This is a genomic window from Candidatus Sodalis pierantonius str. SOPE, from assembly GCF_000517405.1.
Taxonomy (GTDB): Bacteria; Pseudomonadota; Gammaproteobacteria; order Enterobacterales; family Enterobacteriaceae; genus Sodalis_C; species Sodalis_C pierantonii.
This window is the reverse complement of sequence record NZ_CP006568.1, coordinates 4267973-4280117: the sequence shown is the minus strand read 5'-3', so window position 1 is coordinate 4280117 and position 12145 is coordinate 4267973. Positions and strand designations below refer to the sequence as shown.

The following is a 12145-nucleotide window of genomic DNA, read 5'->3' as shown; positions in this document are numbered from 1 at the left end:
CGGGCGGGCCGACGGCCCGCCCGTGAACGGCTTTATATTGAAGGTAACTCCCGAATGCAAACGCTAAATCGTCAAAATTTTCCCGGTCGCCAGTATACCGACCGCGTTATTCAGTTCGGCGAAGGGAATTTCTTGCGCGCCTTTGTCGACTGGCAACTGGACTTGCTGAACGAACACACCGATCTTGATGCCGGCGTCGTCGTCGTGCGCCCTATCGATACCGATTTCCCCCCGTCGTTGTCGACCCAGGACGGCCTGTACACCACGATTATCCGCGGCCTGAACGAACAGGGCGACGCGGTGCGCCAGTCGCGCGTTATCCGGTCGGTCAACCGCGAGATTAATGTCTACCGCCAGTTCGATGACTATCTGGCGCTGGCTCATGATGCCAACATCCAGTTTGTCTTCTCCAACACCACCGAGGCCGGCATTAGCTTTAACGACGGCGACCGACTGCAAGATGCGCCGCCGCAAAGTTACCCCGCCAAACTGACGCGTTTGCTGTACGAACGTTTCTGCCATTTTGACGGCGCGGCGGATAAAGGATGGGTGCTTATCCCCTGCGAACTTATCGATTATAACGGCGACGCGCTGCGCGAAATGGTGCTGCGCTATGCCGACCTGTGGGCGCTGCCGGCGGAATTTGTCCACTGGTTGAACGATAGCAATACCTTCTGCTCGACGCTGGTGGACCGCATCGTCACGGGTTACCCGCGCGATGAAGTGCAGGCGCTGCAAACGGAACTCGGCTATCAAGACACCTTCCTCGACACCGCCGAATATTTTTATCTGTTCGTTATTCAGGGACCGGCCTGGCTGGCCCAGGCGTTGCGTTTGGATCAGCTCAACCTGAACATCCGCATCGTCGACGACATCAAACCCTATAAAGAATGCAAAGTGGCCATTTTGAACGGCGCGCATACCGCACTGGTGCCGGTAGCCTGGCTGGCCGGTCTGGATACCGTGGGCGCGGCGATGAACGACGAGCAGATCAGTGCGTTCGTGGCAAAAGCCATCGCCGAAGAAATCGTGCCGGTGCTGGATCTGCCTCACGACGAACTTATCTCTTTTGCCGAGGCGGTACAGGGGCGTTTTCGCAATCCGTTTATCCAGCATCAACTGTTGTCCATCGCGCTCAACGGTATGACCAAATTCCGCACCCGGATCCTGCCGCAGCTGCTAGCCTACCGGCAACAGCATGGTGAACTGCCGGCACGGCTGACTTTCGCGCTGGCGGCGCTTATCGCGTTTTATCGCGGCGAACGCAACGGCGAGTCTTATCCACAGCAAGATGATAAGTCATGGCTGGATCGTTACCAGACGCTATGGAGCGGCGTGATGGCCGGCACCACCCCGCTTGGCAAACTGGTCGAAACCGTACTGAGCGATACCGGACACTGGCAGCAGGATCTGCTGCAGGTACCCAGTCTGGCGAAACAGGTTGAACAGCAACTGCAGGCCATCCTTGACCGGGGCATGCGGGACGCCGTTGCCGCCTATTGCTGAAACCCAAAGGTTCATCATGAATATTATTAAAATTCATTCCATTGACAATGTGGCGGTCGCCCTGCAAGACCTGCCGGCTGACGAGACGGTAACTGTCGGTAATGACCGCGTTACACTACGTCAGCCCGTTGCGCGCGGCCATAAGTTTGCCCTAACGCCCATCGGCGAAGGGGACATGATTATCAAATACGGTTTGCCCATCGGGCACGCCAAAAGCCTCATCCAGCCGGGCGAACATATTCACTCACAGAACGCGAAAACCAATCTCAGTGATCTGGATGAATATCAATATCAGCCCGCGTTCCCCGCGCTGCCGCCGCAAATGCCCGACCGTGGGCTGCGTCAACGGCATCGCCCGCCAGATCCAGCAGCGGTTCCTCAAGGAGACCTTTGGCGCGGAAGATATCGACGGCGTGCATTTGTTCACCCACCCGTTCGGCTGTTCGCAGCTGGGGGCAGACCATGAGAACACCCGCACCATGCTGCAAAACATGGTGCGCCACCCCAACGTCGGCGCGGTGCTGGTCATCGGGCTGGGCTGCGAGAATAATCAGGTGGATGTGTTTCGCACCACCCTCGGCGAGTTCGATAGCGGGCGGGTCACCTTCATGATTTGCCAGCAGCAGGATGATGAAGTGGAGGCCGGACTGGAATGTTTGCGCGCGCTTTATCAGCGCATGCGCGACGACCATCGCGAACCGGGCAAGCTCAGCGAACTGAAATTTGGACTGGAATGCGGCGGTTCGGACGGCCTGTCGGGGATTACCGCCAACCCCATGCTCGGACGTTTTTCGGATTATCTGATTGCCAACGGCGGCACCACCGTGCTGACGGAAGTCCCGGAAATGTTTGGCGCCGAACGGATCCTGATGAGCCGCTGCCGTGATGAAGCCACCTTTGAAAAGACCGTGCATATGGTCAACGATTTCAAACAGTACTTTATCGCCCATCAGCAGCCGATTTATGAAAACCTCTCTCCTGGCAATAAAGCCGGCGGTATCACAACGCTTGAGGAGAAATCCCTTGGCTGCACGCAGAAAGCCGGTCAGAGCAAGGTGGTCGACGTGTTGAAATACGGTGAGCGGTTAAGCGTACCGGGGCTGAATCTCCTGAGCGCGCCGGGCAACGATGCGGTGGCCACCAGCGCCCTCGCCGGTGCAGGCTGCCACATGGTGCTGTTCAGCACCGGTCGCGGTACGCCCTACGGCGGTTTTGTGCCGACCGTGAAATTGGCGACCAACAGCGAGCTGGCGGCGAAAAAACCGCACTGGATCGATTTCGACGCCGGGCGGTTGATCCACGGTATGAGTATGGATGCGGTGTTAACCGAGTTTGTCGATCTTATCGTCGCCTTTGCCAACGGCAAGCAAACCCGAAACGAGATCAACGATTTTCGCGAACTGGCGATTTTCAAAAGCGGCGTGACCTTGTAATTTTTTTTAACGGTTTTTTTTGCGGCCGGGGAACGGCGTTTCGTATTATGAAACGCCGTTTTCATTGACTTTCCCATTCTCTTGACCGAGATTTTCCCTCATGACGTTGTATTGGTTTGCCCAAGCGGTAGGCGGGCTGGCGTTCGTCGTCGGCATCACCACTTTTTTCAACCGCAACGAGCGCCGGTTTAAGCTGCAACTGGCGCTCTATAGCCTGATAATCGGCCTGCATTTCTTTTTAATGGGCGCTAATGCCGCCGGCATGAGCGCCGTACTGAATACGCTGCGCACGCTGGTTTCCACGCGCACCCGCAGTGTCTGGGCCATGCTGGTATTTATCGCTTTAACGCTGGGGCTCGGTTTGCCGAAAGTCCGCTATGGGGTCGAATTACTGCCGATCGTTGGCACGGTGGCCAGTACCTGGGCGCTGTTTCGCTGTAGCGGCCTGACCACACGCTGCGTGATGTGGTGCTCGACCGCATGTTGGGTTACCCACAATATCTGGCTCGGCTCCATCGGCGGTTCATTGATAGAGGGCAGCTTTCTTATCATGAATGGCCTGGCGATTGTGCGTTTTCACCGGCTTATCAAGCAGGGTATTGACCCCTTCGTCACGGAAAACCGCGCGCTGCCGGTTCAGGTCCCCGGCCGTTGAGCGACGCCTTTGGTGCTCCCGCCGGCATGATCCTGGTGCTATTGCGGCGCACCGCCGCTGACCTGCCTATTTAAGCGCGCCGCTGGCGCATAACCCCGACGGAATGACCCCGTCCCACGCGCACCGGCGCGCTAGCTCCGCCGCCGCTACCGTTGCCTGACTCGGCGTTGCCGCCGATTGACCCAGGCGTTGAGCATCAGCGTCACCGTGAGCGCGACCATGGCCAGCGATACGGCGACCGGAATATGGATGATATCCACAATGAGCATTTTGATACCGATAAAGACCAAAATCACCGCCAGCCCGTATTTCAGCAGCGAGAAACGTTCGGCCACATTGGCCAACAGAAAATACATTGCCCGTAGCCCCAGGATGGCAAACAAATTGGAGGTCAACACGATAAATGGATCGGTCGTGACGGCGAAGATCGCCGGTATGCTGTCGAGAGAGAAAATGGCGTCGCTGAATTCCACCATGAACAGCGCCAGCAAGAGCGGCGGTGGCGAACAGCAGACCATTGCGGCGGATGAAAAAACGCTCGCCGTGCAGTTCATTCGTCACCCGCAAATGGCGGTAGAGCCAGCGGACCAGCGGGCGGTTACCGATATCCTGTTCGTTATGGCCGGGCAGGGCCATCTTGATGCCGGTGAACAGCAAAAACGCGCCGAAGACATACAACAGCCACTGGAATTCGCTGATAAGCCAACTTCCGGCGAACACCATGACGGCACGCAGCCCGATGGCGCCCAGAATGCCCCAGGTCAGTAGGCGGCGCTGTAGCGAAAACGGTACGGCAAAATAGCTAAACAGCATCAGCCAGATGAACACATTATCGGCCGCCAGGGTTTTTTCCAGCAGGTAGTCGGTAAGGAACATCGGCCACCGCCCGGCTTTCGGTCTGGAGCAAATAGGCCCAGAACAGGGCGTTAAACACCAGCGCCAGCGCGACCCACAGCAGCGACCATAGCGCCGCCTGTTTCATCGACGGGGGTTTGTCCCCCGCGCGGCCCTGCATTAATAAATCCACGGCCAGCATGATTATCACCACGACAGCAAAGCTGCCCCACAGCAAGGGATTTCCGACGGTATGCATCTGAGATAGTCCTTCCACAACGAACAACGGCTGCCGTCAGAAGGCGCCAGACCGTTGTTCACGGTCTGAGCTATAAGCGAGTCTCGCCTTCCGGCAAGGTCTCACTTACAACCCGCATGAAAATTCTGCAGTTGCCCGGCTACCGGATGCTTTGGCATCGTATTGACGGCTGGCCGGCGGAAAGTTACTCCCCTTTGCTGTGAACCATGCTAATGTAAAAAAATGCAACCGTCAATATCAAACCGTAACATCACCGCGCAAACAGCGGCGCACGAAGCGCACCAGTAGACCCTGGCTGTGGGGCGTAGCGACGATTTGACCCTCCAGATGCTGGTAATTGTCGCGCCGTTTCGGCTCTTGCGCCATCATGCGCACCAAATAGCTGCGCATGATGGCTGCGGTGAACTCAGGATGAAACTGGGTAGTGATAACGTTGAGCCCATAGCGCAGGATCTGGTGGGGATCATGAGCGGAACGGCCAAGCACCGTAGCGCCTGAAGGCAAAGTAAGCACTGACTGCGAGTGCACCAAATTGGCGCCGAAACGCCGGGGTAGCGCCGTCAGCAGCACGTCATCCGCCGCCGCCGGCAGCAGTTCGATGGCCTGAGTGCCCAGCTCCATGCCGTCGGGGTGATAATCCACCTTACCGCCCAGCGCATAGGCCAGCAACTGATGACCATAACAGGCGCCGAAAACGGGCGTGTTCCCCGCCACCGCCCGGCGTAGCCAATCGGCGGCGTACTCGCTCCAGGGCAGTTTGTCCGTCACCATCGCCTCGGAGCCGGTAATCATGACGCCAGCATAGGTTTCTGGCGCTTCAGGCCGCTCGCCACCGGGCAGATAAACCACCTGAACGCGCGCCTCATTGACTTCACCGGCCAGTATGAACATGCGGTCAAAGTTGCCGTGCTCGCGCCTGACCGATTCGGGGGCATCGCCGGTCTGCAAGATAAGTAAGTGATTACTATTTTGCATTAGCTTGTCTCACCTTGCGCTGACGTGTCGGCAGGGAAAACGACCCCGGTTTGCCGCCGGATTTCGGTGAGTAGCCGCGCCGTGCTGCGGGTTATCGCCAGCGCGGGATGTTCGCTTTGCCGTTGCGCTATCCGATCGGCGAACGCATGCGCCTCATACAGCATACTGTTGATATGCTGCAGTTGGCTCAGATCTTGCTGATTGCCGTTGCGGGCAACCAGCGTCAGGCGCTGGCATTCGCCTATTTTCTCAATAAGCAGCGACCCGGTCTCGCCCTGGATCTCGCTCGGCAGCGCGGACTGGCTCACTTTGGAGTGCAGCAGGGTAATGTCAAAATCGCCGTAATCGAGAATGACCGTGCCGTGGCCGTCCACGCCGCTGGGCAACAGCGACGCTCTGGCCTGCACCCGTTCCGGTTCCCCCCATAGGGTCACCGCGGTCGCCAGCGGATAAAAGCCAATATCCATGATCGAGCCGTTGGAGAAATGGGGATTAAAGGTGTTGGGATTCTCGCCGGCAAGATATTTGTCGTAGCGCGAAGAGTACTGGCAGTAATTCAGAAGCCCTTTACGCAGTCGCCCGACGCTCGGGAGTGCCCGTTGGAGCGCCTGGAAATTGGGCAGATAGGCGGTTTTGAACGTCTCGAACAGCACCACCTGATGCTCAAGGGCACAGGCAATCATCTGTTCCGCCTCAGCTAGCGTGGAAGCGAGCGGTTTTTCACAGATCACGTGTTTACCCTGGCGCATAAACAGCAGGCTCTGCTGACAATGCAGGGCGTTGGGGCTGGCGATATACACCGCGTCAATCAGGTCGGAGGTGGAAAGCTGCTCCAGAGAATCAAAACACTGTTCGACCGGATAATCTGCCGCCAGGGCGCCGGCCTGGGTCAGCTGGCGCGAATAAATGGCGGTCAGTTTTAGCTTACCGCTTTCATGAGCGGCATCGATAAACTGACGGGTGATCCAATTGGTACCTATGACTGCGAAACGAATCATCTGAACCGACAACCTGCAGGTAAGGGAGGATAACAGCAGAGTAACATGCCCATCCGGCAAGGCAAGTCTCCTGCACCGGGTAAAAAAACAGTATACTGCCGCCCTTATTACCGCTTAACCGCATCATTTAATCATCAGGTAGGGCGTATGAGCCTTTTTGAGCACCCGTTCGGCGCAATGCGGCTGGAACGTTATCCGCCCGGCGCGGCCAATGACACCCTACAGGCCTGGGACGCCGCGGATGAATATTTGCTACAGGCGTGCCCGTCGGCGCAGGCGATAACCGGACCGACGTTGATTTTCAATGACGCCTTCGGCGCGCTGGCCTGCGCGCTGCAAGGGCGCGCGCCGTTTTGCGTCAGCGATTCGTACCTGAGCCAGCTCGCCACCCGTCATAACCTGGCGCAAAATACACAGGTGGAACAGGTCACCCTGCTGGACAGTCTGGCGCCTTTGCCGCCGTCGCCCGGGTTGGTGCTGTTAAAAGTGCCCAAAACCCTCGCACTGCTTGAACATCAACTGCACGCCGTGCGTCAGGTGGCGGGCCCTGACACCCTTTTCCTTGCCGCCGGCAGGGTACGCGAGATCCATCGTTCCACGCTGGCGCTGTTTAGCGACATTATCGGCCCGACCCACACCTCGCTGGCGCAAAAAAAAGGCGCGGCTCATCTACAGCACCTTGGCCGAGCAGGCGCCGTCATTGCCGCCAACGCCCTGCATCTGGCTGCTGGAGCACACGCCGTATCGGATCCACAACCACGCCAACGTCTTCTCCCGCACATCGCTGGATATCGGCGCGCGTTTTTTTCTGTCCTATTTGCCGCAAGAGGTTGAGGGTACGCTGGTGGATCTGGGGTGTGGCAACGGTATCCTGGGGTTGATGGCGCTGACGGCCAACCCGCGGGCCGAGATACATTTTGTCGATGAGTCCTATATGGCAATCGCCTCCAGCCGGCTTAATATAAGCGAAAACCGGCCGGCGGATCTGCCGCGCTGCCGGTTTCAGGTTGACAACGGCTTGGCGGGCGTCGCGGCGGACAGTGTACAGGCCATTGTCTGCAATCCGCCTTTTCACCAACAGCAGGCGATAACGGATCACATCGCCCGGCAAATGTTCCGCGATGCTCGGCGCAGCCTGCAGCAGGGCGGCGAGCTGCGCATCGTGGCCAATCGTCATTTGGATTATTTTCGTCAACTTAAACGTTTGTTTGGCAACTGCCAGGCCCTGGGCGCCAATCAGAAATTTGTGGTGCTAAAAAGCGTAAAGACGCGCCAGGGGCGCTGACAGGCGGCCCGCGCCATAATGGGTTTGTTGCCGCGCTGGACAATCATTATACTGCGCCAAAGACCGAGGAAAGGAACAGTCATGTTGTTGCAAGAGTTAGAGACGCGTTTAAATGCGGCCTTTTCACTGCTGGAAAACAGTGTAATACAGCGCCAGCATGTGTGGCGGCAGGAGTACCAGTCGTTGCAGCACCAGTTAGAGCAATGCCTGGCGCGTGAGGCGCGGCTGCGGGAGCATAACGCTATGCTGGTGGGCAAACTAAATAGCCTGGACAGCTCGCCGGATCGCAATCCCCTGCTTCACAAGATAAAAATTATCAGCGCGCATATTGATGCGTTAGCGAAAGAGGCCGCGGCGTTTCGCCAGTCATGCCAGCACTGAGGGGCGGGATAGGCGCTTTGTCCGATTCCCGACCGGTGGCGCACCTGTGCCGTGCCGCGTGCAGCGTTATTCATTTCACCCGCGGCGCCGCGCTACAGTGAACCCTGGCATGCCATGCCAGCCGCGGTGGTGCGTTTTGTGATATCCCGGGTGGCGCACCCACAAACTGGCGTCGACGCCCTCCCTTAACGCCCGAGATTTTGCCTCGGCGCACTACGCTTAATTGTCTTCCAGCCGCCGATAGTGGCCGGTACAGTCCAACAAATGACGGAAAGAGTGCGACAAACTCAGACCGCGTCTAGGCTCGCGCCGCAAAACCGGTTCATTTTGCACCATTGCCCATTCGTCGGGACGATAGTCGTTTATTAGGTACTCCAGCATAAAATAGCGGCGCAACATCGTGCTGCTTAAGGTGCTATCTTCGCCCAGCATTAGCGTCAAGTCCGCGGTCTCTTGGCAATAATCATCAAAGAGCTGCCCCCATTGCTCCGGTCCGCTCCAATACGTTTCCTTCAAGGTGAGACAGCGGCTGAAGAAATTAAAGGCATGAATGGCACAGTCGTTGCGCTGCTGAAAATGTTGCTGGAAAAAATAATAGCGCCCGCGCTTTTTGGGCACTAACTGAGCGAGTACCGCTTCTTTTAGCGGCTCAGTGTCGCTGTCGTCAAGACTGTCGAAAATGGCGAAATGCCAATACTCATCTTTTTTCACCGCGACGACCGCGCTGAAATGCCCGGTTAGCACGGTTCCTTCATAAGGACAAATGGGGACGGACATCATCGGCAACAGCAGCATCTGCCCCTCCAGCTGCTGTTTTAACTTCTCCCGCGACAGGTGAGGCCCAGCGTCAATTCATCGCGCAGGTAGCGCGCAACATCCTTGATGCTGTCCTGGTGTATCGGATTGTAGAGCACGGTTGGGCTCACCACCACATTGTCATGGGGCGCGCACAGCAGCGAAATGCTCTGATGCAGCACATGCCAATCGACCTGTTCCCTCGCCAGCGCGATGGCGCTAAATTCCGCCGGCAACTGGGCCAATTGACAGAAATTTTGCCACACATAGTTAAGTGCGGCTTCGCCGGCCACCGTCGGTTGTATTATTTGCCATTTCAACGCCATATGACACAAACGCGCCAAGTGTTTCAGCGGCGGGTGCGGCACCGGCATCGCGCCCGAGGCGATGGAGAAAAGAACTTTATGGGCCGCGTACGCCAGATGGTGCTGTACCGTCGTGTATTCCCTGTCTTGCGCCATGCGATCGCACAGTGCTAGGCCCTTGAGCGCGCCGCCGGGTTCAGGTGGCGTGGCCCACAGTTGAGCAATGACATCCGCTTTGTCGGCGGGGGTAAATCGGTTGAAATAGTCCTCCAAACGGCGTTGCAGCGCCTGCTCCTCGTAGGGGGGCGGCGGAAAAATTTTAGCGGTGATAATAGTGGGAGCGAAAAGAGTGGGTTGCATAAAACGCGGCCCTGATTGAATGGATGAATAAGCCAATGCAAAACCCGTCCCACCTGATTACGGGTGAATCCTGGCGGTGTTTATGTGTTTCGCTTGGCAACCCTTTAACAGAGAAAGCAAACATAATAAGCAAAAAAAGAGATTTGTCTTTTCGCATGCAGTGAATAACTTTCTACGCAATTTATATTGAGTTAATAACGTATTTGATACCGATTGGCCCCTGTCACGCCTGTTTTTCTCATCTTTAACGTGGCTTATTTTTTACCGCGACTATTGTCGCGATAAACAAAAATGAGGGTGAAAATTAACGCGGATGGTCATTTACCGCAAACCGGCTCAAGATGCGTAAAGGAGAAACGATGAAAGTGGCACTTCCAACGAAATGTCTTGAGGGTAAAAATTTTTAGGTGTATGGTCGATACGTTAAACTATCGCGGCTTACCCATCGGTAGTGGAAGAATCAGGATCTGAGACTGGCAGGGGCCCTTTAGCGGTTATATGCAACTTGTTATCACTCGGGCAAGGATGCGGATATCTTGTAAGTCGCAGTCAAAAGGAGCCTGTTTAGAAATTTGTGTATTTGCCTGATTTTGATATATTCAATCCAACATCAAAAACAGGTTAATTTATGGACGAAAAACAGTTGCAGGCTCTGGCTAACGAACTGGCCAAAAATCTCAAAACCCCTGAAGATCTCAGTCACTTCGATCGGCTGCTGAAAAAAATCAGCGTCGAAGCAGCTCTAAATGCCGAAATGACCCATCACCTCGGCTACGATAAAAATCAGCCTAAACCGGGGACCAACGCCCGCAACGGCTATTCCACAAAAACCGTTACCACTGGCGATGGCCCGCTGGCGCTGCGTACGCCGCGCGATCGTGACGGTTCCTTTGAACCGCAACTGGTGAAGAAGAACCAGACCCGGATTACCGGGATGGATAACCAGATTTTATCGTTGTACGCCAAAGGGATGACCACCCGCGAGATCGCCGCCGCGTTCAAAGAGCTGTATGACGCCGATGTCTCGCCGGCGCTGGTCTCAAAGGTCACCGATGCGGTCATGGAGCAGGTTGTCGAATGACCCTGTACACGATTCTGTGTAAATGCCTTTTCTCAGAAGTGACCGTCCAGGCGGTCACCGAACTCGATAATAAAGCGGCTCATTGCCATGCGCCAGTCCCTCAAAGGCATTGTCCATTTCTGTGAGGCTGCCTGTATCGCCAGCCACACCACCTTTTTCACTGCGTCGTCGGTCGGGAACACCTTGCGCTTTTTGATGGCATGCCGGATCACGCTGTTTAACGACTCGATGGCGTTGGTCGTGTAGATCACCTTGCGGATGTCCGTTGGGTAGGCAAAGAACGTGGCCAGATTGGCCCAGTTTGCCTGCCAGCTTCGACTTATTTGCGGGTAGCGGATGTCCCAGGCACTGGAGAACGCTTCCAGCGCCTGCAAGCCGGCTTCTTCCGTAGGGGCCTGATAGATAGCTTTCAGGTCGCGGGTGACGGCCTTGTAGTCCTTCCAGGAGACGAACCGCAGGCTGTTGCGCACCATATGCACGATACACAGCTGGAGCCGCGCCTCCGGATACACCGCGTTAATAGCGTCAGGGAAACCTTTCAGCCCGTCTACGCAGGCGATAAGGATATCGTTCAGGCCGCGGTTTTTCAGCTCTGTCAGCACGTTCAGCCAGAACTTTGCGCCTTCATTTTCGGCCAGCCACATACCTAGCAACTCTTTCTGGCCTTCGATGTTGATGCCCAGCGCCAGGAACACAGATTTGTTGATGATGCGGCTGTCCTGCCGGACTTTTAGAACGATACAGTCAAGATAAACAATGGGATAGACTGCATCCAGAGGCCGGTTTTGCCATTCGACAACCTGCTCCATGACCGCATCGGTGACCTTTGAGACCAGCGCCGGCGAGACATCGGCGTCATACAGCTCTTTGAACGCGGTGGCGATCTCGCGGGTGGTCATCCCTTTGGCGTACAACGATAAAATCTGGTTATCCATCCCGGTAATCCGGGTCTGGTTCTTCTTCACCAGTTGCGGTTCAAAGGAACCGTCACGATCGCGCGGAGTACGCAGCGCCAGCGGGCCATCGCCAGTGGTAACGGTTTTTGTGGAATAGCCGTTGCGGGCGTTGGTCCCCGGTTTAGGCTGATTTTTATCGTAGCCGAGGTGATGGGTCATTTCGGCATTGAGAGCTGCTTCGACGCTGATTTTTTTCAGCAGTCGATCGAAGTGACTGAGATCTTCAGGGGTTTTGAGATTTTTGGCCAGTTCGTTAGCCAGAGCCTGCAACTGTTTTTCGTCCATAAATTAATCTGTTTTTGATGTTGGATTGAACATATCA

Annotated in this window: 8 protein-coding genes and 4 pseudogenes; 6 read left to right on the top strand and 6 right to left on the bottom strand. The window is 56.2% G+C overall.

The annotated features are described in order from the left end of the window. Positions 1 to 54 precede the first annotated feature (54 nt). The 3 genes and pseudogenes from SOPEG_RS21205 (at position 55) to SOPEG_RS21195 (ending at position 3594) form a co-directional block, all read left to right on the top strand. Positions 55 to 1506, top strand: a complete 1452-nt coding sequence (locus tag SOPEG_RS21205) for a tagaturonate reductase (protein WP_025246840.1) — start codon at positions 55 to 57, stop codon at positions 1504 to 1506. Between the two features lie 13 nt (positions 1507 to 1519). Then, positions 1520 to 2939 (top strand): annotated as a pseudogene (locus SOPEG_RS21200) (UxaA family hydrolase). A 100-nt stretch (positions 2940 to 3039) separates the two neighbouring features. After that, entirely contained in the window at positions 3040 to 3594 is a 555-nt protein-coding gene (locus tag SOPEG_RS21195; protein WP_025246839.1) for a YgjV family protein, read from the top strand. A gap of 146 nt (positions 3595 to 3740) precedes the next feature. Here SOPEG_RS21195 and SOPEG_RS21190 read toward each other — a convergent pair. The 3 genes and pseudogenes from SOPEG_RS21190 to SOPEG_RS21180 form a co-directional block, all read right to left on the bottom strand. Then, a pseudogene (locus tag SOPEG_RS21190) lies at positions 3741 to 4687 on the bottom strand (TerC family protein). Between the two features lie 237 nt (positions 4688 to 4924). Beyond that, entirely contained in the window at positions 4925 to 5662 is a 738-nt protein-coding gene (locus SOPEG_RS21185; RefSeq protein WP_025246838.1) for a glutamine amidotransferase, read from the bottom strand. After that, positions 5662 to 6660, bottom strand: a complete 999-nt coding sequence (locus SOPEG_RS21180; protein WP_025246837.1) for a Gfo/Idh/MocA family protein — start codon at positions 6658 to 6660, stop codon at positions 5662 to 5664. Before SOPEG_RS21180 ends, SOPEG_RS21185 begins: the two co-directional genes overlap by 1 nt. Before the next feature lie 147 nt (positions 6661 to 6807). Here SOPEG_RS21180 and SOPEG_RS21175 point away from each other — a divergent pair. After that, positions 6808 to 7945, top strand: a pseudogene (locus SOPEG_RS21175) (methyltransferase). A gap of 81 nt (positions 7946 to 8026) precedes the next feature. Then, positions 8027 to 8326 (top strand): hypothetical protein, encoded by a 300-nt coding sequence (locus SOPEG_RS21170; protein WP_025244882.1) that lies wholly within the window; start codon positions 8027 to 8029, stop codon positions 8324 to 8326. 219 nt (positions 8327 to 8545) lie between these two features. On the opposite strand, the gene SOPEG_RS21165 is transcribed toward SOPEG_RS21170, so the two are convergent. After that, entirely contained in the window at positions 8546 to 9121 is a 576-nt protein-coding gene (locus SOPEG_RS21165) for a hypothetical protein (RefSeq protein ID WP_025246836.1), read from the bottom strand. A 20-nt stretch (positions 9122 to 9141) separates the two neighbouring features. Continuing rightward, complete coding sequence (locus SOPEG_RS21160) at positions 9142 to 9822, bottom strand: hypothetical protein (RefSeq protein WP_148297157.1); 681 nt, start codon at positions 9820 to 9822, stop codon at positions 9142 to 9144. Between the two features lie 592 nt (positions 9823 to 10414). On the opposite strand from SOPEG_RS21160, the pseudogene SOPEG_RS21155 reads away from it, so the two are divergent. After that, positions 10415 to 10864: pseudogene (locus SOPEG_RS21155) on the top strand (IS256 family transposase); the annotation flags it as partial. A 35-nt stretch (positions 10865 to 10899) separates the two neighbouring features. Here SOPEG_RS21155 and SOPEG_RS21150 read toward each other — a convergent pair. Further along, complete coding sequence (locus SOPEG_RS21150) at positions 10900 to 12108, bottom strand: IS256-like element ISSoEn2 family transposase (RefSeq protein WP_025244292.1); 1209 nt, start codon at positions 12106 to 12108, stop codon at positions 10900 to 10902. Positions 12109 to 12145: the final 37 nt, after the last annotated feature.

Bases quoted from the DNA above. Each gene is read 5' to 3' on its own strand.
- SOPEG_RS21205 (WP_025246840.1), top strand. From the start codon at position 55: ATGCAAACGCTAAATCGTCAAAATTTTCCCGGTCGCCAGTATACCGAC.
- SOPEG_RS21195 (WP_025246839.1), top strand. From the start codon at position 3,040: ATGACGTTGTATTGGTTTGCCCAAGCGGTAGGCGGGCTGGCGTTCGTC.
- SOPEG_RS21185 (WP_025246838.1), bottom strand. From the start codon at position 5,662: ATGCAAAATAGTAATCACTTACTTATCTTGCAGACCGGCGATGCCCCC.
- SOPEG_RS21180 (WP_025246837.1), bottom strand. From the start codon at position 6,660: ATGATTCGTTTCGCAGTCATAGGTACCAATTGGATCACCCGTCAGTTT.
- SOPEG_RS21170 (WP_025244882.1), top strand. From the start codon at position 8,027: ATGTTGTTGCAAGAGTTAGAGACGCGTTTAAATGCGGCCTTTTCACTG.
- SOPEG_RS21165 (WP_025246836.1), bottom strand. From the start codon at position 9,121: ATGCTGCTGTTGCCGATGATGTCCGTCCCCATTTGTCCTTATGAAGGA.
- SOPEG_RS21150 (WP_025244292.1), bottom strand. From the start codon at position 12,108: ATGGACGAAAAACAGTTGCAGGCTCTGGCTAACGAACTGGCCAAAAAT.